Here is a 21,056-nt window from a genome sequence, read left to right as displayed (position 1 = left end):
ACTAATCTACTATCATGACTGGTGAAGAAAAAATAAGAGAAGCGTTTGAGAACAAAAACTGGCAGGAAATTAAGGTAACCGACTCCTGGCAGATCTTTAAAATAATGGCCGAATTTGTTGACGGCTTTGAAAAACTGGCTAAAATAGGCCCCTGCGTATCCATTTTTGGGTCTGCACGTACCCATAACGACAATAAGTATTACAAGCTGGCAGAAAATACCGCACGGCTGTTAACCGAGCGCGGCTATGGCGTAATATCCGGCGGTGGCCCGGGCATTATGGAGGCAGCCAACAAAGGCGCTTATGAAGCCGGTGGCAAATCGGTTGGGTTGAATATCGAGCTGCCATTCGAGCAGTTTCATAACAAATACATCGACAGGGATAAGATATTGGAGTTTGATTACTTTTTTATCCGTAAGGTAATGTTTATGAAATACTCGCAGGGCTTTATCATCCTGCCGGGTGGCTTTGGTACCATGGACGAATCTTTTGAGGCGATGACTTTAATACAAACCGGTAAAATTGCCCGCTTCCCAATTGTTTTTTTAGGCGTAGATTACTGGGGAGGCCTGTTTAAATGGGTAGAAGAAAAGATGCTGGCCAACGAGCATAACATCAGCGCCGACGACCTGAACCTTTACCGTGTGGTAGATACCGCCGAAGAAGCCGCAGAACATATCTTCCGTTTTTACGACAAGTATGTGTTAAAGCCCAACTTTTAATTTCAAACACAAAAAGGCATCTCATTTTTTAATAGAGATGCCTTTTTTACACGGCTCACCTGCCAAACATTATCTAATAATTAATAGATAATATAAATTATTAGTTGTTATTTTACGATAATGGACGCGCTTACCCAACCCAAAAAAAAGGCTGCACTAAGCTTTATTTTTATTACGCTGCTGATTGATGTGATAGGTTTAGCCATCATCATCCCTGTTTTCCCTAAGTTGATAGAAAAGCTGATCCATGGCGATATCAGCCAGGCTTCGCGCTATTCGGGCCTGTTACTGGTAGCTTATGCCGTAATGCAATTCCTGTTTTCGCCGCTGGTGGGTAACCTGAGCGATAAATATGGCCGCAGGCCGGTACTGCTGCTCTCGTTATTAGGCTTTGGGGTAGATTATCTTTTCCTGGCGTTTGCACCTACCATTGGCTGGCTGTTTGTTGGGCGGATCATTGCCGGTATTACCGGCGCCAGCTTCACCACAGCATCTGCCTACATAGCTGATGTAAGCGAGCCCGAAAAACGTGCGCAAAATTTCGGAATGATCGGCGTGGCATTTGGCCTTGGGTTTATTATAGGGCCGGTAATAGGCGGTGTTTTGGGCAAAATGGATACACATTACCCTTTTTATGCTGCAGCCGCACTGGCATTAATAAACGCCGCTTACGGCTTCTTCATCCTGCCCGAATCATTGGATAAGGAACACCGCCGTGAGTTTGACTGGAAACGCGCCAACCCACTGGGCTCTTTATTACAACTAAAAAAATATCCGGCCGTAATTGGCCTGGCTGCCTGTTTGTTCATCGTTTACTTTGCCAGCCATGCCGTACAAAGCGTATGGACATTTTACACCATGGAAAAATTTAAATGGACAGAAGATGTGGTTGGCTATTCGCTGGGCTTTATAGGTTTAATGATCGCAATTGTACAGGGCGGGCTGATCAGGGTGGCTATTCCAAAACTTGGCCAAAACAGAAGTATCTGGCTTGGCCTGCTTATTTATGCCGTGGGTATGCTGCTGTTTGGCCTGGCCAACCAAAGCTGGATGATGTTTGCCTTTATGATCCCCTATTCGCTTGGCGGCATTTGCGGCCCGGCATTACAGGGAGTAATGACTAACGAGGTGCCTAAAAACGAGCAGGGAGAACTGCAAGGCGGCCTTACCAGCCTGATGAGCCTGAGCTCGATATTCGGCCCCTGGTTTATGACATACGTATTTTATTATTTCACCAGCCCCAAAGCGCCTGTATATTTACCGGGAGCGCCCTACTATGTTGCAGCCGTTTTAATGCTGATAGGTGCCGTGCTTGCAGTAAGAAGTTTTAAAAAAGAGAAACAAACTGATATGAATACATCTTATAACAGCGGCTTACATTAATTGCCGATAATTATGGACAAAACCGTTCAACACGGCAAAGCTGCTTTAGGATTTATTTTTATAACGATATTCATCGATGTGCTTGGCCTGGGCATCATTATCCCTATTTTGCCAAAGCTGCTGGAAGAATTAGGGCATGTTGATATCAGCATGGCCAGTCAGTATAGTGGCTGGTTAACTTTTACCTATGCATCTATGCAGTTTTTGTTTGCCCCGGTATTGGGCAACCTGAGCGATATGATAGGCCGCAGGCCGGTATTGCTCTTCTCATTAATTGGTTTTGGCATCGATTACCTGTTTATGGCTTTTGCCCCAACCATTGTGTGGCTTTTTGTAGGCCGCTTTATTGCCGGCATAGCCGGTGCCAGCACCACAACCGCAACAGCCTATATTGCCGATGTAAGCAGCGGCGATAAACGGGCACAAAACTTTGGCCTGATAGGTGCAGCAACAGGGCTTGGTTTTATTTTAGGTATTGGCCTGGGTGGCTTTTTAGGCGCTTACTGGATAAAGCTGCCCTTTATTGTAGCCGCCGGCCTGGCACTGCTTAACGCCCTTTACGGTTATTTTGTATTGCCAGAATCTTTGATCCTAAGAAACCGCCGCCGCTTTGAATGGAAACGCGCCAACCCGGTAGGCTCTTTGTTAAGGTTAAGAAAATATTCGCTGGCTATCAGTACGCTGATAACCGCTTACACCATTGTTTATATTGGCCAAAAAGCCATTGAAAGCGTACTGCCGTTTTACCTGATAGAAAAATTTCAATGGACGTTACACAGCATCAGCGCATTGGGGATTTTTATAGGCTTGCTTATAGCGGCTATACAAGGCGGCTTTGTACGATGGACCATCCCCAAATTCGGCCTGCGTAAAAATATTATGGCCGGCATCACCTTTTATGGTATCGGCTTAATATTTATCGCATTTAACAATGTGGGCTGGCTGATGTATGTTTATATGATCCCTTATTGCATGGGCGGCATCGGCGGTACGGCCCTGCAGGGTTTTATATCAGATAACGTGCCGGCAAATGAGCAGGGTGAACTACAGGGTGCTTTAGCCAGTTTGGTTAGTTTAACCACTATTATAGGCCCGTTGATGATGACCACACTCTTCCATCATTTCACCAAAAAAGATGCGGCGATATATTTCCCAGGGGCGCCATTTTTGATGGGGGCCGTGCTGATGTTTATTGCCATTATTTTAACAATACGCAGTTTTAACAAAAAGGAAGATTCGCATAAACTGCCCGGGTCGCCCTTAGTGTAACCCGCTTACACCACCAGAGATCACAAACTTCATCACTTCGGCCGCGCTGCGGTTGATGGGCTTTACCTTATCTGCCGATACAATTACAACCTGCCCGGCAAATGAGTACGACATAGGGAAATAAACCGCAACCTCGCCCGGCAGGTCAAGCGATTTCATGTCTTTTTGCACCAGAAAACCAATTTTTTTGAGTCCGGATTCATTCACTTCCACTAAAACCGGCTCATTAAACTTCTTTTCTTCCCCCACAAATGCCTCGGTAAGATCTTTGATAGACGAGTACAGAAATTTAAATAGCGGTACCCGGTTTAGCCAGCGCATAAACCATTTTTTGATCGGGTCGGTAATTACGTTAGTTACCAGTACACCGGCAATCAGTATAATAATAATCACCGTTAAAATGCCTAAACCGGGTACATAAAGTGGTTTACCCTGGCTATCAACTAAAATTTCGGTACTCAGGTTCAACCCGGTATCTATGCGCGATACCACCCAAAACATCAGGAAGAAAGCAGCGCCAAGCGGCACCACAATCAGCAACCCTTTTACAAAATAATTAAGTAATATTCCAAAGATCCTCTTCATTCTTTAATTAGTGATTTAGTGCATAAGTGATCTTAATGATCTATCTGCTCATCTAAGATCTACACATTTATCTATCTACTCGTAAAAGTACACCCTTTTTACCCGCTGCGAAATATTTGTTAGTATTTCATAAGGAATGGTGCCAATCTGCAGGGCCAGCTCTTCTATCCGTTGCTGATCGTTAAATACAATCACCTCGTCGCCTTCTTTTACCTCAACACTGCTTACATCCAGCATACACATATCCATAGTAATATTGCCAACCGTTGGTACCGGCTTTCCGTTAACCAGCATGCGGCCTACCCCGTTGCCAAATGCACGCAGGTAGCCATCGGCATACCCTATACGTACGGTGGCAATTTTACCATCTGCCTTAAGGCTACCGTTACGGTTGTATCCAATGGTTTCTGCAGCGGGTATTTTTTTTACTTGCGATACCGTTGTTTTAAGCGTTGCAACCGGCTGCAGCCCGCTTTCTTCGCGCGGAATGGCAGCATCTACGCCATATAGGCCTATGCCCAGCCTAACCATATCATATTGTGCATTCGGCCAGCGCGTAATACCCGATGTATTACTGATATGCTTAATTACCGTGTAGCCCAGGGCATCTTCAATCTGCTTAAAAGCCTTTTCAAATATGCTTATCTGCTGCATGGTAAACAGGTCGTGCTGCTCGGCATCGCTGGCTACCAGGTGCGAGTAAACAGATTGTACACGTATATACGGGTTAACCTCCAGCAGGTCGCAAAGTGTTTCTACCTCAAAAGCTTCAAAACCCACCCGATGCATCCCACTATCTATTTTAAGATGTACCGGGTAGTTCATCACATCCTCGTCTTGCGCAAACTTTACAAATTCATCCAGTAAAGAAAAGCTGTAAATTGCCGGTTCTAATTTATAGGCTACCAGTTTGTCATAAGATTCGGGCTCGGGATTTAAAACCATTACAGGCAAAGTTATCCCGTTCTCGCGCAGTTCAACGCCTTCATCCGTATAAGCCACAGCCAGGTAATCTACCCTGTTATATTGCAGCATATTGGCCACCTCGAAAGTGCCGCTGCCATAAGAAAATGCTTTAACCATAGCCATTATCTTAACGCCGGGCTTTACCTTCGCTTTATAAAAATTAAGATTATTAAGCAGTGTATTCAGATTGATCTCTAAAACGGTTTCGTGCGCTTTTTGTACCAGCGCACGGCTTATCTTCTCAAATCCAAAACTGCGGGAGCCTTTGATCAGGATGGTTTCTCCCTGCAGATGCAGTTTATTAAGGTCTTTAAGCAAGGCAGCGGTATCCGCATAGAAATGCATTTGCGGCAAATTAAAGTCATTTTTAAACTGCTGTAAAAACGTACCTACGCCAATAAACCTGTCAACCTGTTTAGTGCTTACCATTTGGGCTACCTGCCTGTACAAGGCATCCTGCTGCAAACCCGATTGATAAATATCTGACAGGATAAGCGTTTTTTTTTGGTGCTGGTTTTGCTGGTTTAAAAAATTAAGGGCTATTTCTAACGACTGAATATCCGAGTTATACGAATCATCTATAACAGAGCAATCGTTAATACCGTGCTTTAACTCTAAACGCATGCTTACGGCTGCAAGCCGCTCGATACGGTCGTCTGCATCGGCCGGGCTGTAGCCCATAGCCAGCATGGTGGCCCAGCACACAATCGCATTTTCTACAGATGCTTCGTCACGGTAAGGCAGCAGGCATTCTACCTCTTGTTCCTGATAGATGGCACGCATATAATACTTGCCGGAGATGGTGGTCTCGCTAAAAACATACAGATCAGCTTGGTTAAATTTACGGCTCCAGGAAAAACAATGGCGCGTTTTAAGTTCGTCCTTATGATCCAGCAAAACATCATAGTTATAAATAAGCTGACTGCAGTTTTTAAACAGTTTAAGCTTTTCGGATAATTTTTCTTCTGCCGAACTAAAACCTTCATCATGTGCCGTACCGATATGGGTTAGCACGCCAATAGTTGGCCGGATAACAGCCTCCAGCCTATCCATTTCGCCGGTAGTAGAGATACCGGCCTCAAAAATACCCAGGTTATGTGTTTGGTTGATCTGCCATACCGAAAGTGGTACGCCTATTTGCGAGTTATAGCTTTTAGGGTTGCGTACAATATTTTTTTCGGGGCTCATGAGCTGATACAGCCACTCTTTTACAATGGTTTTTCCATTGCTGCCGGTAATACCGATCACCTCTAAATGATACTGTTTACGGTGATGCGCCGCCAACAACTGTAAAGCACTCAGCACATCGGCCACTATCAAAAAGTTGGCATCGGGCATAATGGTATCCTGCTGCCGGCTCACCACAAAGTTACGTACGCCGGCGGTATAGGCATCGGCAATAAATTCGTGCCCATCCCTCCTGCCGCCCAATGCAAAAAAAAGGCAACATGCCGGGTTACTAATACGGCGGCTATCTGTAAGCAATATACTTATGGCAGCATGGCTAACAACATCACCGGCAGCATGAATAATCTGTTTTACATCATTGATTGTGTAAGAGCTTTGCATAACACGAATTTGCTTATATTTATGTGAATAGAAGAATTTTTAACGAATTTTGGTTTTGATGGATACCCCTAAAAAAGTTAAGATCACCGATGTAAACATTGCCCTGGCAAAGGCCGAACATTACTGCGCCTACCAGGAACGTTCGCAGCAGGAAGTGCGTAACAAACTGTATGATTGGGGCTTGTGGACGGATGCAGTAGAGAATATTATCAGCAGGTTAATTGAAGGGAATTTTTTAAACGAAGAGCGTTTTGCCAAGGCTTACACCAAAGGAAAGTTCAATCAAAAAGGATGGGGGAAAATTAAGATAAAGCAGGGTTTAAAATTTAAAAATGTATCGCCTGTATTAATAAAAAAAGCTCTTTTACAGATAGACGCCGGCGAATATATCAATACGCTAACCCGTTTAATAGAAAAAAAAGCAGCCACATTGCCAGAGAAAGACCCCTATAAACGCAGATACAAATTACAGCAATATGCTTTAAGCCGCGGATTTGAAACCGACCTTACTGCTGAGGTTTTGAAAAACAGCGAGTTATAAAAAACTTTAAAAAAAGTTTTATTTTTACTTGCAGAACGTTCATTTCTGTCTATATTTGCACTCCCGCAAACGCAGTAATGCTAAGTAGGAAATACCAATGCGAAAGTAGCTCAGTTGGTAGAGCACGACCTTGCCAAGGTCGGGGTCGCGAGTTCGAATCTCGTCTTTCGCTCAAATCCCTTTCTAACAGAAGGGATTTATTTTTAAAAGGTTAACCCCGATCTTCGGGGCTCCCGCCTGCTCAGATGGTGGAACTGGTAGACACGCAGGACTTAAAATCCTGTTCCCGTTAAAGGAGTGCGGGTTCGATTCCCGCTCTGAGTACTTGAAAATGAAGCGATTAGGTGAAAGACACTAATCGCTTTTTTGTTTGGGTACAACATAGGTACAACATATATTACGACTGTCAATCTGCACTTTCGAAGTCATCTCGTCGTTTTTCAGCACGGAATAAGTCCCATTCGTCTTCATCGTCGATCCATCCTTTTAAGTCAATATTATTGAATAAAGGCTCGACGTTACTTATACCCAGAATTTTGTGCCCTGGCATCTCTAAAAGCCCAACTCTTATTATGCATACCGTGAAGAAAAGCTTATACTTTTTCTGTTTCAGCCAGTTCTGCTCCCACCTTATACCTTTTATAAACACTTTGCATTCGCCAAACCCCTCCATAAACATAAAATCCCAGCAGTGTATTTCTCTAATTCGAGCTAACGTTTTAAAATATCTGTAAAAACTTGGGTAATGATCTTCATGATCTATTGGTTGCACTTCACACAAAAAATCTTTAACAACACTCCACTCTTGCTTCTCTACATGACTTAAAAATTTGACAATGTAATCCTCGAAAGCTTGAATAGCTTTTAGAGTTGACGGATCTTTAGTATAAAAAGACGAGGTTTTAATGTCCCGAGAATATTCAAGATATCGACGAAGCCATTCTTTGCGTAATACCGGAGTCTTCGGTAAATAGCCGGTTCTAAATTCTAATGAAAATTTTAGCGAGGACGGTCTGTTTTCCGCCTCCATCAAATTTAAAATATCAACTTTGTCATTAAGTGGGACTTCACCATTATCCAGAAACACTCCATTTAACTTATCAAAGATTTTAAGTTCCGGGTACTTAAACGCTAATACCGGTGTGTAACCTTCGACGAAGGTTTGAAACATCACCTTTGCTTTAGTTTTCGGATCTATACTCTGTTCTACTAGTTCCTTAGGATAAGCAAGCCCAAAAAAATCTACAAGCAACCGCCAAATCAAGGTATCTCCCTCTCTTTGAAAACCTTTATCATCCTTAACAGCATTAAGATATTTAGTATAAAAGTGACGTGGCGCGGAAGTAATCGATCCGAAAGCTTTAAAAAAATAGGTGTCACCTTTTGTGTCTGGTATTTCCTGTGTCCAAAAATTTACATCGGTATCAGCAATTTGATTTCTGATTTCTGATGGGATGGTTTTTAGAAACTTAATTTTTATGGCTTCATAGAATTTGATATAAACTTCGTTTGGAATGTCCATTGGTCGATTTTTGAGTCAAGACGTTTTCAAAATAGAAAATGAAATTTACGAAAAACACCAAATAGATACAAATCAATTCAACTTTGTACTGTGCTAGCCGGGGTTTGGGCTAGTCCGAATTTTCAATTTGTCCTCGGCAACCAACAAAAAATTTTCTTTATGAAGCAGCAACTTTTTCAAATTGTTTTTCATTCGAGTCAATGGCCTAGAGCCGAGACCAACATTCGGTCTCGTATCATAGGCTGCGTATTCTATCTCATTCACCATATCTCTTATGGCGCGAATATATCCAATTGCTTGTTCACGTCCATAGGTATCAATAAATTGATCTATAGAGGAAAGCTCCAACGGTTTAGGACCCTCACCTTGGATTCGCCAGTTATCAGCAAAGTTGTCCGTATGTTCCAATCTCGTCACCTCACAACTATATATACATATTTTTAACCAACTGTCAAGAATAACTTTTACGAATGAAAATTATGCGCTTTAAATTATTTGTAGATAAGGGACCCGCGGCTGTCGTTGCTGAGCTATTAGGCATGGGTGATAACCTAGAAATTAACGACGAGCTCACGGTAGATGGTGATTATGTTTCTAGAAAACTCACGAGTTGGGCTTGGCTCGCTGAAAAAGAAGAAGAAGATCAAGAAATAAATAGCTTAAAAGATGGAGAGCAAAATTGAAGCAAAATTTATATGCTTAGAAGAACCGGCCTTCTTCCACCTTGTGGAAAATTTATATAAACGTCTTAAAAGCACCGAGGCAGTGGAAGTTAAATGGATTACAGGCGAGCAAGCGATGATATTACTTGGGGTTAAGAGCAAAACAACCTTACAAAGTTATAGAGATGAAGGCAAAATCCGATACACCCAGCCTACCCCTAAAGTGATCCTCTACGACCGTGAATCCATTCTAGCTTTTCTAGAGATTAATGCACGTAATACATTTTAAAGATGAATGAGCAAAAATTTTTAAGTGACCAGGAATTTGCTGACATGTATAATCTGGGTTACGGGTTAAACAAGGTGTCCCCCGAAATAGCTGATTTAATAAGTCAGGTAAGAACCCGAAGCCCGGAGTTAGACGCATTAAAAGCAGGTATGGAAAACTCAAAGGAACATGATAAAGATCAGAGCTATCTACCAGATTGGCTTAAAGATGATTGGTTTAAAGAAACCGGCAAAGATATGACCGGCTACGATGATCGGGAAATGGATAAAGATTAAGAGATATCTGCAACGGCACTGTATAAGCCAATACGTGCCACAAAAAGGAGATTGCAATAGTGGAAGCGCCTAAACACTTAAAAGAGCGGCAGCGGGAACCGAAAACGCTTTAAAGAGTAGGATTAATGCTAAATCATTTTCAGTCATGAGCAGAGAATCTGACATGGCCAAAAACGGTTACAAACAAAGCAGCAATGACGCTAACAAGTATGTTAACGGTTCAAGCAGCGTAACCATCAGGCCGGGAAATGGTATCATCATTGACAATGGCGGCCGCCACAATTCATACGGCAACAGCATGTCAAATACGGATTTTAACAACCGCATTAAAAAATGATGAACCAAGAGCCACCTGTAGGGAGTTTACTGGTGGCTCTATTTAACAAACACAATTTACAAAAACAACATGGAAGCATTCGATTTAGATACAACGCTGATAGATTTTAAATCAGCCTCTGGGGTAACCCCGTGGCGCATCAGAGATGCTGTAGAAGGCGTACAAATTTTTGGCGGAATTGGGAGCGGAAAAACAACGGGTTCGGGCAGATTGCTTGCACTTAAATATTTAACTAATGGTTTTGGCGGGTTGGTGCTAACGGCAAAGCCCGGCGAAAAAGAATTATTTGAAGAATACTGCCGATTAGCGGGCCGCAGCGATGATCTGATCGTGATTGAACCGGGTGGCGGCAAGTATTTTAACTTCCTGGAATACGAAGCAACGCAAACTAGCACTAATATCCCTCTCACCACCAATATTGTACAGGTGTTAAAAACGGTTATCCGTGCTGCCGAACAAAAGGATAAAGGTAAATCTGACGATCCTTTTTGGGAGACCGCACTAGATATGCTTATTAGCAATGTTATTGACCTAACCAAGTTGGCTTATAATCGCATCTCCATACAAGAAATCTTTGATATCGTCCAAACCATCCCGTCAAATAAAGATGTTGTAACGATAGAGATGGTGGAGAAAAGCGAAAAGCCCTTTTTCAAGGCTTACAACGCAGCACGGCTGAAAGTTATGAAAGGCATCACAGAATGGCGTGAATCCCTTTCCCCGGAAAACAGGGCTTTGGTAAACGAGGTTGATTACCTAGAACACGTAGCTGGCGCACGCGCTTTTAAAATGCTCGACCAGTTTTTCATGACAGGCTTCAAGAACCTGAGCGAAAAAACCAGGTCAATTGTTGACTTTAGTTTATCAGGCTTTCTGTTTCACCTATTGCAGGAACCGGTATATTCCCTGTTTTGCAAAAAGCACTCGAATGTTACGCCCGAGGATAGTTTAAAGGGCAAAATTATTATTGTTAACCTGCCTGTTAAAACTTATCAGCACGTCGGTCGTGACTGCCAGATCCTGTTCAAATATATCTGGCAGCGGGCAATGGAAAAGCGTAATGTTGCGAACAACCCTCGCCCTGTGTTTTTATGGGCGGATGAAGCCCAGCATTTTTTGCACGAGCATGATGCCGAGTTTCAGGCAACAGCGCGGAGCAGCAAGATAGCTACCGTTTATATTTCACAAAACCTGCCAAACTATTTTGCTGCCCTTGGTGGCACAGGTGGCGAGTACAAAGTTAAATCTTTCCTTGGCACATTGGGCACCAAAATCTTTCACGCCAATGCGGATATAGAGAGCAATATTTACGGTTCAGACCTTGTGGGTGATATTTACTATGAAGATATCTCCAGTGGCTTTACCATGGCTAAGGATTTCTCAAAAACGCGTAACACGGGGATGGTGCTCGAACGGCAGCTGCGCCCCGAGCATTTTGCAAGATTAAAAACCGGTGGGCCAATAAACCATCATATCGTAGAAGGCATCGTGCACAAGCAGGGCAATGGTTTTAACAATAATCAGAGCCATGCCAAAATCATGTTCACACAACTTTACAAACCAAACAAGTAACTATTTAAATTTTAATATCATGAAAAAAACACTGTATTACAAAGAGCAATTCGGCAGAAAAAACTCTTACAAGGAATTCTTCTTAAATGCTTCCTATTCGTTCGCCTCAATTGCAAGGCTGCCTCTGGAAATCTTCACCCGCAAAAACTTCGGGGAACGTTATTTTTCATTTCCACATATCATCGTTTTTACGGTGGTTATGGCCTTATTTCCAATAGGCTATATAAAAGCGCAACAATTTGCTTTTGGCGGGTTTGACGCTGGTACAATGATTACGAAGTTCACAACCTGGTACATATTTTTAGCTGCCGTTTTTAAAGTAAGCTTACAACGCAGAGAGGAAGTAAAAAGACTGCCGAACGTATTCGATTTCGAAAGGTTCAGCCTTTCTACCGGCATCCTAAATCCCCGCATTCGACAATTTCCGATTAACGGCAAAATTCAGGATATAAGAACCGTTGAAACGTTAATTGAGCCATGCCTTTTTTTTATCGTAGGTCTAGGCCTATCGATTCTATTTCAACCTATTGGCTACCTCATCGTCGTATGCAGTATTTTTTATAGTTTAAGCTATGTAGCCGCCTACAACATCGGTGACCATTATATTATGGATTTGATTGATAACATGATTTGTGCTGAAGAACTGGCCGATGTGTTTGTCGATGATAAATCACAAGATAGCGCCAGGGGTTTTAGGACTTATGGCCGCAAGCCAGTCGACCCTGATTTAAGGCGCAAAGTGGCTGATGCCATGTTCGAAGATGACGAGCCGGTTTATGCAGTATAAATACAGCTAAGCACTGCTTAGGGAAGATGTCTGATGCTTTTCAATTAATAGAAGTTGGCATCTTCCTAAGCTGTGTTCAAATTAATACTGCTTATTCGTTATTACCAAAATCAGAAAAACACGCACTGCTCTACAGCTGTGCAATATACTGCCAGCCATGATCCGCATGATTCAAAGCAGTTCGGCAAGCCATGCAAAAAGCTATTTCTCGGATGCGCTGCAAAAATCAGATTATTATATAAATGACCAGGAACTCAAAGGCGAGTTCCATGGTCGTTTAGCTGAACGCCTCGGTTTAAAAGGCGGAGCTGATAAAAACAGTTTTTTTGCCCTGTGCGAAAATTTCAACCCGGTAACGGGCAAGCAGCTAACGCCGCGCAACAAGGATGACCGCACCGTTGGTTATGATATTAATTTCCATTGCCCCAAATCGGTAAGCATTGTTCATGCTTTATCAAAAGACGATCATATCCTGAAAGCATTCCAAAGCGCGGTAAATGAAACGATGCTGGACATTGAAGCGGATAGCCAAACGCGCGTGCGTAAGCGTGGGCAATATGAAGATAGAGAAACAAAAGAATTATTGTGGGGGGAGTTTACCCATCAGACGGCAAGACCGGTGGATGGCTCAGTACCAGACCCGCATCTACATAGCCATTGTTTTGTTTTTAACTGCACTTGGGACGATACCGAAAAAGAAATCAAAGCAGGAAAATTCCGGGATATTAAACGGGATATGCCTTATTATCAAAGCCGCTTCCACAAGCGGCTGGCCGATAATTTGACCGATGCAGGTTATAATATCCGGCGCACGGATAAATCGTTTGAACTGGAAGGCGTACCTAAAAGCGCCATTGAGCTATTCAGCAAACGCACCGATGAAATCGGCCAGTTTGCCAAAGAGAAAGGTATCACCGATGCCAAAGCGTTAAGCGAGCTTGGCGCAAAGACCCGCGCCAAAAAACAAAAAGGCCTGGGCATGGACGAACTCAAAACAGAGTGGCGAAAACAGATTAAGGAACAAGCTAATTACGAACCGGGCGATGAAAGTGCTACTATCCGTTTTGGGCCAAAAAAGGGAAATGATAAAGCTATCGCAGCAAACAGCATCGACCATGCGCTTAAACACTGTTTTGAACGTGCCTCGGTTATTGCAGATCGCAGGTTTCTTGCCACGGCTTACCGGCATAGCCTAGGAAACCGGAACGTATCACTTGATGAGATAACTGACAGTTTTAAAACCGATAGCCGCTTTATCCATGTACGCGAAAAATCACAATCGATGTGTACCCATAAAGCGGTGCTCGTTGAAGAGCAACGAATGGTGCAATTGGCGCGGCAAGGGCAGAATCGGTTTTATCCGCTTTATACCGAAACCCCGGCCTTGAATCCGATGCTAAATAAGCAGCAAGCCAATGCTGTTTCACATGTACTAACTACCAGTCACCAAACCTCGATTATCCGGGGTGCCGCGGGTACGGGTAAAACCACCATTATGACCGAAGCCAAACAGCATTTTGAAGCGGCCGGCAAAAAGTTGTTTGTGGTTGCCCCAACTGCCGACGCATCACGGGGCGTATTGGTAATGGAAGGGTTTGAGAACGCGGAAACCGTAGCAAAGCTGTTGCAGGATAAAGAACTGCAAGCATCACTTAAAAATCAGGTGTTATGGGTTGACGAAGCGGGATTATTAGGCACAACAGATATGACCGCCTTGCTCTCCATTGCAGATAAACAAAATGCCAGGTTGATCCTCGGCGGCGACACTCGCCAGCACTCCAGTGTAGTGCGGGGCGATGCCCTGCGCATATTGAATACTGTCGGTGGTATCAAATCGGCAGAGGTTACCAAAATTCACCGGCAACAAAACGTGAATCATCGCGCAGCCGTGGAAGATTTGTCAAAAGGTAACGTTAAAAACGCGTTTATTAAATTGAGCAGTATTGGTGCCATTAAAAATGTTGACCCGTTAAAACCGAATGAAGCACTGGTCGAAGATTACATCAACGGCATCAAGGATAAGAAAACAGTATTGGTGGTTTCGCCAACCCATGCCCAGGGCAATGCGGTGACGGATGAGATCAGGGATGCTTTACGGGAAAACGGCTTAATTGGTAAAAAACAGATCAAGGCAAGCAAGTTGGAGAACCTAAATTTTACCGAGGCGCAAAAATCGGACAGGCGCAATTTTGCTAAAGGACAAAAAATTCAGTTTAGTCAAAACGTGCCGAAGATAAAGCGGGGTAGCATCTGGTCGGTAAGTGATATTACTGAAACGGATATTATTATCAACAACCAGGATAACCGTCAACAAACGCTGCCGCTAAATCGGGCCATGGCATTTGACGTTTATCGACAATCTGAAATAAGTCTGTCAAAAGGTGATAAAATTAGAATTACCCGGAATAGCTTTGACAACGATAGTAAACGCCTCAACAACGGTCAGACGCTGGAAGTATCCTCTGTAACTAAAAAGGGCAAAGTCGTTTTAACCAATGAGGCCGGTAAAGCCATCTACACGCTCGATGGGGACTTTGGGCATATCAACCACGCCTATTGCAGTACCTCCCACTCCTCGCAGGGGAAAACAGTCGATAGGGTGTTAATCTCGCAGCCCTCAGCAACCTTTACAGCCACAGATGCCAAACAATTTTATGTGTCAGTTTCAAGGGGCAAGGAATCGGCCACGATCTACACCGACGACCGTGTGGCATTACTCGAATATGCCTCCGAGATCGGTGACAGGCAATCGGCGATAGAACTGGTTGGTAGCCGCTTATCACATGTAGAAATTGTCCAACACATGGAACGAAACCATGACAATCACTCGAAAGAGCATCAACAAGCCAAAGAGAATTTGAACAATACGAAACCTAAAGAGCGTGACTATGAGCCAGAACTTTAAATTAAAATTTGATGAAATGCAGGAAAGCAACCCTGCCACAGCTTCGGATAACAATACATCTGGAAACGATTTATATGATACGCCAGGTCATGTGCGAAATTTGTGCTTTGTTTGGCCAGACGGAAGGATGAAGTTTTTAAACTACGCCTATTTGATTTCTGGCGATTATACACCAGATCATAATACTTTAACACTCATCTATACAACGCATCTTGTAATTATCAAAGGATCAAAGTTACTACCCTTATATAATTTATTGCTAACTCATTCACCACGCAAAATTATCTGTACCGACGAAAGATATAAACTATCGCTGAACGAGCACCAGACTATTATTGAATGCATCGAAATAACTTCTAGTTTCTAATTCACCATATTTACTTTCTTAAATCCATTACTAGTTTATACTTGAATACTTAATAAGTAGACACAAATTGTGGGAGCATTTAAGTTGTTATTAAAAAATCTCTACATAATATTTACCACATTCTTTTTATTCTCTTTTACGGGATGGGGTATCAATAACCAACCAAAAGTAGTTGAGGCATTAAAAAAAGTTTTGATTAACGATCAAAAATACAGATCAAAAGACTTTGATAATAGCTTTCAATCGCAAATGAACTTTGCTGACTATGTAAACTTTATGATAGTAAAAGCTGTAATAAAGAAATATAATTGGCCGTATGATAGTTTTATTTCAAAAGAAGAAAGTAGAATTATTTTTATAACAATACAGCACGCCAAATTGAGTGTTCAAAAACAATATGTTTCATTAATAAGTGACGCCGCGCGCATAGGGAAAATTAAATTTACTCATCTAGGATTACTACAAGATAGAATTGCTATTCAAGAAGGTAAACCTCAAATTTATGGGACACAAATAGGGCAAGATTCAGAAACAAAAGAATATTTTGTATTACCCGTTATCAATATGAATCTTATTGATGAACGAAGAAAACTGATGGGATTTACGCCCATGGCTGATTATTTAAAATTTTGGAACATTAAATTGTAAATATTAAAACATATCATTAAATTTAAGCATAAATAATAATCTAAATATAAAGTCATGGAGAACAAACAATTAGTAGAAACGCCAAAACCATTTTTATTTGATTTTTTAGAAGAAATACAAATTTCTTCTTCTGCTTCGACTTATACCAATTTGGGCGTAACTGGTGTTGGTAGTAACGCTGTACAAGATTCAGATGACGAGTAGTTTGTGAAGAAAATCTTATTTATCACAAATCATTCCGATAATGCTGTAAACTCCGTCGTTGCTTGGTTGGACAAATTAAACCAATATTACATTCGAATTAATACTGAAGATTTTTTCGCCGCAAGTGAAAAGCTGACAATTACGTTAAGTAATTTATCGATCGACTGTAATTATACATTAAATGAAATTGAAATTTTGCCGTCAGAAATCCTTTCGGTTTGTTATCGAAGGCCTTCATTAACAACATTTGACGGTAAAAGTCATTCAGAATATATTCATGCGCAATGGAAACATGCAATATGGTCTTTAACTACTACACTAGAAAGTTATTGGGTCAACCATCCCTTGTGGGGAAAAAATCTCTTAGAGCATAATAAGCTATATCAACTTCGGTTAGCATCAACAGTTGGCTTAAAAATCCCTGATACTATTATATCTAACAACATTAATGAGATAGTAAACTTTAGTAGAAATCATGGAGACAAAGTCGCGTGCAAGCCTTTGAGACATACAAATTTAGTCAACGAAGCTGACGCTCCGGTGGGTATTTACACTCAAATGGTAACTACAAAGGAGTTCATCGGACGAGATCAATCCCTAAGTATTGCGCCAATGATCATTCAACAGTACATTGAAAAAAAAATTGAACTAAGAGTAACTATTATCGGACATCATGTTTTTGCTTGCGAAATTCACTCACAAAGTAGTGACCGAACTAAGCATGATTGGAGAAGATATGATTTTGAAAATGTTAAACACGCAGTACATGAAATTCCCCGAAAAATTTCAGATCGCATCTTAAAGCTAATGAGAGCATTGAGGCTCAATTATGGAGCCATGGATTTAATCATTAATCCCGAAGGAGAATATGTATTTTTAGAAGTAAATCCTACTGGGCAGTATGGTTGGATTGAAGATATTACAGGGCTGCCGATTTCAAAGACATTCGCGTTAGCGCTTATAGAACCAACCGAGAATGGAATCAAGAGATATAGCGTTCAATAACAAATTAAAAATCGCCGACTCAATCGCAAAGATATCGTGTAAGCCTTATTGAAATATCATCGCCATAATTTAAAATGGCATTATTAATTTCCGCGTATTCTTCAATCGTATGTTTTAATCCTATCTTTTTTCGTCGTTTATTAACGTCTTTAAAATTAACAATAGGGTAAATATAGTATTGAAGTTGGCCATTTATTTTTAAACCTCTTATTGCGTTACCATATATTTGTTTCTTACCTCGATATTTCAGCAAACGGTCAATCATATTTGCTAAATGCTGGCAATCGGCCTCGCCTAACTCGGTGGCAAACGCTAGTTGTTTAATATATTTTCTTATTTTTTCTTTACTGCTATGCATTATAACGTAGTAAGCAGTCAGTGAAACTTTATCCCCATAAATACTTTTATATGGCCATCCAATTTTATTTAATATAGCATGTATCACGATTTGATTTATTACATCCATGCTTTTAATCAAATACCATGTTAGATATCTTGAAAAAGTCCCTTTAACTTTAGGTAGGCATACGCGCAGGTTTTGATCTGTATAAAAAACTATTTCAAAAATTTTGATAAGGATTGACCGTTTCCAATTCATTAAATTATTTTAAACTAACAAATAGAAAAGGTCAATCTTATATCTAAATCTTGTACAAATAATCAACTGCTTTGCTTGCCTCACTAGCCGCACTTACAATGCAACGGTTATCTTCTTTAAGCACTTTCAACCAGTGATCTATATAACCGGTATGGTCACCCTTCTCTACCGTTGCAATTCCAAAGCCTGCGCACAGAAACGCAGCGCCAAACTCGGCAACCAGTTCCTCAGCTGCATAAGCTTGATCGCCAAACTTTTTGCCCTTATTGCGATTTAAGCGATGCTTCGCGCCAGACCAGTGCACCAGCTCATGTAGCATCGTGGAGTAAAATCCTTCGGTTGCCGTGCAAGTAGTCGTGTTTACAAACCTATCAGCATAGGGTACACGAATTTTATCATCCGCAAAGTTGTAGCACGGGTCACCGTCATACGTTTCAATCACCGCCTTAGTGTTCTCTAAAAAAGCATCAATTGGGTCAATTTTCTCAAATAACGCCGGTTGACTATCAGAACTTACTTTTGCCGGTGCCTCATAACTGTTTAACTGGCAGCGATTGAATACATAGGATGCTTTGATGAATGGGATCTTTTTTATTTCACCGTCCTCTTCTTTTTCGATGGTATCATAATAGATAACCATGTTGCCCTTTTCGCCTTTACGGACAAATTCATTCTTCGAAGACCACTGTTTGAAGCTGGCCCATTCGTTGGTTTCAAATTTGTTTTTCATTGCTGCCGACCAAAGCAACACGATGTTAATGCCGCGATAGTAATTGCCGGTGACGTTATTAGCTGGAAGACTTAACGGCAATTCATATCCTGAACTATTCCATGATTGCTGCCATGGGATTACCCCTTGTTCAAGCTGTTCGATGATTGTATTGGTGACCATTTGGTAAACATCTTTAAATACCGATTTAGTTTCGACTGCCGGTTGGTTTTCTATTGTCTGCATTGTATCGCCTTTCGATAAAGTGGTAAGATGTGGGTGTTAATCGCTCAATCCATAGATTTCGGCTTCTTGTTGAATGTCTACGATGTCAATTAAGCGCTCCGGGTGGTAAAAGTTTTTTTGGTCGGCGAATGTGTTTATGAGGTTTTCCTTGGCGTAACGCTCAATTTCCTGTTCGTTCCAACTCGCGTTAAGCCATAGGGTTAGTTGGAGGGTGACTTTTATTTCCTGTCTCATTTCATGCTCATTGTGGTTGTGTGTAGACATGGTGTTATCCTTTCCTGGTAGAGTTAATCGTTACAGGAGATGCAACACCGAAGTTTTAGTGAACAAACCGGCTGAAATTTTGGATGGGAGAGTGAATGCCCTGTAAGGCAGAGGAAAATTTTAGTTGGTGACGGGAACGGCTTCGGTAATCTCCGTCCGTAGCTATTGGATCTTTCTGTCAGGAAAGGTGATATCTAGATGTACAGTTACAGCGTATAGCTCGCCAATGGCATTAAGCCCTCGTCACCCATCGAAAGATAATTGTGCCTTGTGATAATTACGTGGTCTAAAACCGTAATCCCAACTACATTTCCGGCCCCGCACATTTTTTTCGTTAAGATTATATCCGTTTCACTTGGCTGAGGATTTCCCGATGGATGATTGTGAACCATGATAATTGCCGCTGCGTTAGCTTTTAGAGCGGTAGCAAATACAAGTTTAGGATCAACCGGACAGGAAGCGGTTCCGCCTGAAGTGAGGTTGGAAACACCAAGGCAGGCATTGTTGCGGTTAAGCATCAATATCTTGAACTGCTCCACCAAATCAATCTTGTCAAAATCCCATAGTCCTTTAAAGACATGATACGCCTCTATTGAACTTGACACCCTTATTCGATCTTGGGGTTCAGTCGTATTTTTATAAGTTAACTCTACCTCTGCAACGCGATATAAGTTTTTGAGTTTATCTGCTAGCATTTATGCACCTATATAGACAAGTTGAGGTTGGACATGTGCCAGGCATTCACATCTTTATGCGAGGCATATACTTCGTTTAATGGCTTGTGCAATAAATCAGCTTCAGTTTTACAAAATTCCGCAAGTTGGATCGTTGCTTTCCTGCCGGCCTTGTCGTTATCCATCCAGGTATAAGCGGCACGATAACCGTAGTTTTGCATGTAAGGAGTCGCAGCCGATAGGCAACTTAAGGAGTTTAAGATAATGGTGTCGTCTTTAAGCGGCCCCTTGTTGATCGTAAGCACGGTCAGAAAATCCATAAATCCTTCGAAAAGGTGGATGTTTCGCGGTTTATGATCTTTACCACGAATAAAGGTAATCGTTTTAGGAGCGACGCAACTTTTAAAATAGGCGTTCCTAAGCTCCCAGCCTCCATCTTCGTTTTTAAAGCCAAGGGCAAATACCTTTTTGGAATTATCGTTATTACGGACATAGCATTCTGTTATAACTTCGTTCGCCAATTTTCGATCAATTCCTCGCTTATCCAGGTATCGTAGTAAGGCGATGTTTTTTAGCGGCTCGGATTTTATTAATTGCCAGTAGGGTTCGTTCTCTACTGCGCTGGCAATAAACCGCTGGTTGAAATTAGATACGGTCATATTACTTAGCCAACGCAATGCATCGGCAACGGTATCGTGTTCATTGGTATTCTTTAGATGCAGGCAAGCGAGATTAACGGCATCGCCGCCTACACCATCCCCAAAGTCATACCATTGGTTGGTTTTTAAGTTCACATGCAAGCTGGCTGTTTTTTCATTCCTCCAAAATGCGTAGTACCAGGAATCTTTCTCATTCTGCTTTACGGGGTACATCCCAATTTTTTCCAATATTAGGGACAAGGGTATACGTTTCGCTTCGTCTATATTCATAGGCGATCTCCAAAAAATAGTTGTTTGA

24 protein-coding genes and 2 tRNA genes are annotated in these 21,056 nt (G+C 41.8%); 17 read left to right on the top strand and 9 right to left on the bottom strand.

The window, feature by feature from the left end; translation table 11 throughout:
• Window positions 1-14: 14 nt before the first annotated feature.
• From E2R65_RS12360 to E2R65_RS12350, 3 genes are all read left to right on the top strand, one after another.
• The gene (locus E2R65_RS12360; RefSeq protein WP_134336785.1) at window positions 15-722 is read left to right on the top strand and encodes an LOG family protein; all 708 of its coding nucleotides are present in this window, start codon (window positions 15-17) and stop codon (window positions 720-722) included.
• Between the two features lie 120 nt (window positions 723-842).
• Window positions 843-2,105: a TCR/Tet family MFS transporter gene (locus E2R65_RS12355; protein ID WP_134336784.1), complete on the top strand. Its 1,263-nt coding sequence runs from the start codon at window positions 843-845 to the stop codon at window positions 2,103-2,105.
• A gap of 12 nt (window positions 2,106-2,117) precedes the next feature.
• Complete coding sequence (locus tag E2R65_RS12350; RefSeq protein WP_134336783.1) at window positions 2,118-3,374, top strand: TCR/Tet family MFS transporter; 1,257 nt, start codon at window positions 2,118-2,120, stop codon at window positions 3,372-3,374.
• Here the strand turns inward: E2R65_RS12350 and E2R65_RS12345 are convergent.
• Window positions 3,366-3,959 carry a DUF502 domain-containing protein gene (locus tag E2R65_RS12345; RefSeq protein ID WP_134336782.1) on the bottom strand — a complete coding sequence of 198 codons (594 nt, stop codon included), beginning with the start codon at window positions 3,957-3,959 and terminating at the stop codon, window positions 3,366-3,368. The genes E2R65_RS12350 and E2R65_RS12345 overlap by 9 nt on opposite strands.
• Before the next feature lie 75 nt (window positions 3,960-4,034).
• Window positions 4,035-6,494 (bottom strand): bifunctional UDP-N-acetylmuramoyl-tripeptide:D-alanyl-D-alanine ligase/alanine racemase, encoded by a 2,460-nt coding sequence (locus E2R65_RS12340; RefSeq protein WP_134336781.1) that lies wholly within the window; start codon window positions 6,492-6,494, stop codon window positions 4,035-4,037.
• A gap of 58 nt (window positions 6,495-6,552) precedes the next feature.
• On the opposite strand from E2R65_RS12340, the gene E2R65_RS12335 reads away from it, so the two are divergent.
• The 3 genes from E2R65_RS12335 (at window position 6,553) to E2R65_RS12325 (ending at window position 7,359) form a co-directional block, all read left to right on the top strand.
• Window positions 6,553-7,035, top strand: coding sequence for a regulatory protein RecX (locus E2R65_RS12335; RefSeq protein WP_134336780.1), 483 nt, complete (start codon window positions 6,553-6,555; stop codon window positions 7,033-7,035).
• Window positions 7,036-7,134: 99 nt separating this feature from the next.
• Window positions 7,135-7,207: transfer RNA gene (locus tag E2R65_RS12330), tRNA-Gly, on the top strand.
• Between the two features lie 67 nt (window positions 7,208-7,274).
• Window positions 7,275-7,359 (top strand) — tRNA-Leu (locus E2R65_RS12325).
• An 82-nt stretch (window positions 7,360-7,441) separates the two neighbouring features.
• Here E2R65_RS12325 and E2R65_RS12320 read toward each other — a convergent pair.
• Together E2R65_RS12320 and E2R65_RS12315 are read right to left on the bottom strand one after the other, a co-directional pair.
• Window positions 7,442-8,557 (bottom strand): hypothetical protein, encoded by a 1,116-nt coding sequence (locus tag E2R65_RS12320; RefSeq protein ID WP_134336779.1) that lies wholly within the window; start codon window positions 8,555-8,557, stop codon window positions 7,442-7,444.
• 93 nt (window positions 8,558-8,650) lie between these two features.
• Complete coding sequence (locus E2R65_RS12315; RefSeq protein ID WP_134336778.1) at window positions 8,651-8,965, bottom strand: hypothetical protein; 315 nt, start codon at window positions 8,963-8,965, stop codon at window positions 8,651-8,653.
• A 62-nt stretch (window positions 8,966-9,027) separates the two neighbouring features.
• Here E2R65_RS12315 and E2R65_RS12310 point away from each other — a divergent pair, with 62 nt between their 5' ends.
• The 11 genes from E2R65_RS12310 (at window position 9,028) to E2R65_RS12265 (ending at window position 17,608) form a co-directional block, all read left to right on the top strand.
• The gene (locus E2R65_RS12310) at window positions 9,028-9,240 is read left to right on the top strand and encodes a hypothetical protein (RefSeq protein WP_134336777.1); all 213 of its coding nucleotides are present in this window, start codon (window positions 9,028-9,030) and stop codon (window positions 9,238-9,240) included.
• Window positions 9,224-9,508, top strand: a complete 285-nt coding sequence (locus E2R65_RS12305; protein WP_134336776.1) for a helix-turn-helix domain-containing protein — start codon at window positions 9,224-9,226, stop codon at window positions 9,506-9,508. Before E2R65_RS12310 ends, E2R65_RS12305 begins: the two co-directional genes overlap by 17 nt.
• A 2-nt stretch (window positions 9,509-9,510) precedes the next feature.
• Window positions 9,511-9,783, top strand: a complete 273-nt coding sequence (locus E2R65_RS12300) for a hypothetical protein (protein WP_134336775.1) — start codon at window positions 9,511-9,513, stop codon at window positions 9,781-9,783.
• A gap of 145 nt (window positions 9,784-9,928) precedes the next feature.
• On the top strand, window positions 9,929-10,120 hold the full coding sequence (locus E2R65_RS12295; RefSeq protein WP_134336774.1) for a hypothetical protein: 192 nt from the start codon (window positions 9,929-9,931) through the stop codon (window positions 10,118-10,120).
• Window positions 10,121-10,189: 69 nt separating this feature from the next.
• Window positions 10,190-11,692: a type IV secretory system conjugative DNA transfer family protein gene (locus E2R65_RS12290; protein WP_134336773.1), complete on the top strand. Its 1,503-nt coding sequence runs from the start codon at window positions 10,190-10,192 to the stop codon at window positions 11,690-11,692.
• Between the two features lie 19 nt (window positions 11,693-11,711).
• Window positions 11,712-12,479, top strand: coding sequence for a hypothetical protein (locus E2R65_RS12285; protein WP_134336772.1), 768 nt, complete (start codon window positions 11,712-11,714; stop codon window positions 12,477-12,479).
• Window positions 12,480-12,636: 157 nt separating this feature from the next.
• Window positions 12,637-15,384: a MobF family relaxase gene (gene mobF / locus E2R65_RS12280; protein ID WP_134336771.1), complete on the top strand. Its 2,748-nt coding sequence runs from the start codon at window positions 12,637-12,639 to the stop codon at window positions 15,382-15,384.
• Window positions 15,368-15,751 (top strand): hypothetical protein, encoded by a 384-nt coding sequence (locus tag E2R65_RS12275; RefSeq protein WP_134336770.1) that lies wholly within the window; start codon window positions 15,368-15,370, stop codon window positions 15,749-15,751. The genes mobF and E2R65_RS12275 overlap by 17 nt, the downstream gene beginning before the upstream one ends.
• 69 nt (window positions 15,752-15,820) lie before the next feature.
• Window positions 15,821-16,399, top strand: a complete 579-nt coding sequence (locus tag E2R65_RS12270; protein WP_134336769.1) for a DUF6624 domain-containing protein — start codon at window positions 15,821-15,823, stop codon at window positions 16,397-16,399.
• Window positions 16,400-16,453: 54 nt separating this feature from the next.
• Entirely contained in the window at window positions 16,454-16,603 is a 150-nt protein-coding gene (locus E2R65_RS19645) for a hypothetical protein (RefSeq protein WP_158285270.1), read from the top strand.
• A gap of 3 nt (window positions 16,604-16,606) precedes the next feature.
• Window positions 16,607-17,608, top strand: coding sequence for a hypothetical protein (locus E2R65_RS12265; RefSeq protein WP_134336768.1), 1,002 nt, complete (start codon window positions 16,607-16,609; stop codon window positions 17,606-17,608).
• A 19-nt stretch (window positions 17,609-17,627) separates the two neighbouring features.
• On the opposite strand, the gene E2R65_RS12260 is transcribed toward E2R65_RS12265, so the two are convergent.
• From E2R65_RS12260 to E2R65_RS12240, 5 genes are all read right to left on the bottom strand, one after another.
• Window positions 17,628-18,206: a DUF6624 domain-containing protein gene (locus E2R65_RS12260; protein WP_134336767.1), complete on the bottom strand. Its 579-nt coding sequence runs from the start codon at window positions 18,204-18,206 to the stop codon at window positions 17,628-17,630.
• Between the two features lie 43 nt (window positions 18,207-18,249).
• Window positions 18,250-19,161: an ArdC family protein gene (locus tag E2R65_RS12255; protein WP_134336766.1), complete on the bottom strand. Its 912-nt coding sequence runs from the start codon at window positions 19,159-19,161 to the stop codon at window positions 18,250-18,252.
• 36 nt (window positions 19,162-19,197) lie between these two features.
• Entirely contained in the window at window positions 19,198-19,425 is a 228-nt protein-coding gene (locus tag E2R65_RS12250) for a hypothetical protein (protein ID WP_134336765.1), read from the bottom strand.
• Window positions 19,426-19,631: 206 nt separating this feature from the next.
• A complete protein-coding gene (locus E2R65_RS12245; protein ID WP_134336764.1) occupies window positions 19,632-20,120 on the bottom strand; it encodes a JAB domain-containing protein in 489 nt (162 codons plus the stop codon).
• 8 nt (window positions 20,121-20,128) lie between these two features.
• The gene (locus E2R65_RS12240; protein WP_134336763.1) at window positions 20,129-21,028 is read right to left on the bottom strand and encodes a toprim domain-containing protein; all 900 of its coding nucleotides are present in this window, start codon (window positions 21,026-21,028) and stop codon (window positions 20,129-20,131) included.
• Window positions 21,029-21,056 lie beyond the last annotated feature (28 nt).

This window comes from Mucilaginibacter phyllosphaerae (assembly GCF_004378255.1).
GTDB lineage: Bacteria > Bacteroidota > Bacteroidia > Sphingobacteriales > Sphingobacteriaceae > Mucilaginibacter > Mucilaginibacter phyllosphaerae.
This window is presented reverse-complemented; position numbering and strand designations above follow the sequence as displayed.

Excerpts from the sequence above, each read along its gene's own strand:
- E2R65_RS12360 (WP_134336785.1), top strand. The coding sequence starts at position 15 with ATGACTGGTGAAGAAAAAATAAGAGAAGCGTTTGAGAACAAAAACTGG.
- E2R65_RS12355 (WP_134336784.1), top strand. The coding sequence starts at position 843 with ATGGACGCGCTTACCCAACCCAAAAAAAAGGCTGCACTAAGCTTTATT.
- E2R65_RS12350 (WP_134336783.1), top strand. The coding sequence starts at position 2,118 with ATGGACAAAACCGTTCAACACGGCAAAGCTGCTTTAGGATTTATTTTT.
- E2R65_RS12345 (WP_134336782.1), bottom strand. The coding sequence starts at position 3,959 with ATGAAGAGGATCTTTGGAATATTACTTAATTATTTTGTAAAAGGGTTG.
- E2R65_RS12340 (WP_134336781.1), bottom strand. The coding sequence starts at position 6,494 with ATGCAAAGCTCTTACACAATCAATGATGTAAAACAGATTATTCATGCT.
- E2R65_RS12335 (WP_134336780.1), top strand. The coding sequence starts at position 6,553 with ATGGATACCCCTAAAAAAGTTAAGATCACCGATGTAAACATTGCCCTG.
- E2R65_RS12320 (WP_134336779.1), bottom strand. The coding sequence starts at position 8,557 with ATGGACATTCCAAACGAAGTTTATATCAAATTCTATGAAGCCATAAAA.
- E2R65_RS12310 (WP_134336777.1), top strand. The coding sequence starts at position 9,028 with ATGAAAATTATGCGCTTTAAATTATTTGTAGATAAGGGACCCGCGGCT.
- E2R65_RS12305 (WP_134336776.1), top strand. The coding sequence starts at position 9,224 with ATGGAGAGCAAAATTGAAGCAAAATTTATATGCTTAGAAGAACCGGCC.
- E2R65_RS12300 (WP_134336775.1), top strand. The coding sequence starts at position 9,511 with ATGAATGAGCAAAAATTTTTAAGTGACCAGGAATTTGCTGACATGTAT.
- E2R65_RS12295 (WP_134336774.1), top strand. The coding sequence starts at position 9,929 with ATGAGCAGAGAATCTGACATGGCCAAAAACGGTTACAAACAAAGCAGC.
- E2R65_RS12290 (WP_134336773.1), top strand. The coding sequence starts at position 10,190 with ATGGAAGCATTCGATTTAGATACAACGCTGATAGATTTTAAATCAGCC.
- E2R65_RS12285 (WP_134336772.1), top strand. The coding sequence starts at position 11,712 with ATGAAAAAAACACTGTATTACAAAGAGCAATTCGGCAGAAAAAACTCT.
- mobF (WP_134336771.1), top strand. The coding sequence starts at position 12,637 with ATGATCCGCATGATTCAAAGCAGTTCGGCAAGCCATGCAAAAAGCTAT.
- E2R65_RS12275 (WP_134336770.1), top strand. The coding sequence starts at position 15,368 with ATGAGCCAGAACTTTAAATTAAAATTTGATGAAATGCAGGAAAGCAAC.
- E2R65_RS19645 (WP_158285270.1), top strand. The coding sequence starts at position 16,454 with ATGGAGAACAAACAATTAGTAGAAACGCCAAAACCATTTTTATTTGAT.
- E2R65_RS12260 (WP_134336767.1), bottom strand. The coding sequence starts at position 18,206 with ATGAATTGGAAACGGTCAATCCTTATCAAAATTTTTGAAATAGTTTTT.
- E2R65_RS12255 (WP_134336766.1), bottom strand. The coding sequence starts at position 19,161 with ATGCAGACAATAGAAAACCAACCGGCAGTCGAAACTAAATCGGTATTT.
- E2R65_RS12250 (WP_134336765.1), bottom strand. The coding sequence starts at position 19,425 with ATGTCTACACACAACCACAATGAGCATGAAATGAGACAGGAAATAAAA.
- E2R65_RS12245 (WP_134336764.1), bottom strand. The coding sequence starts at position 20,120 with ATGCTAGCAGATAAACTCAAAAACTTATATCGCGTTGCAGAGGTAGAG.
- E2R65_RS12240 (WP_134336763.1), bottom strand. The coding sequence starts at position 21,028 with ATGAATATAGACGAAGCGAAACGTATACCCTTGTCCCTAATATTGGAA.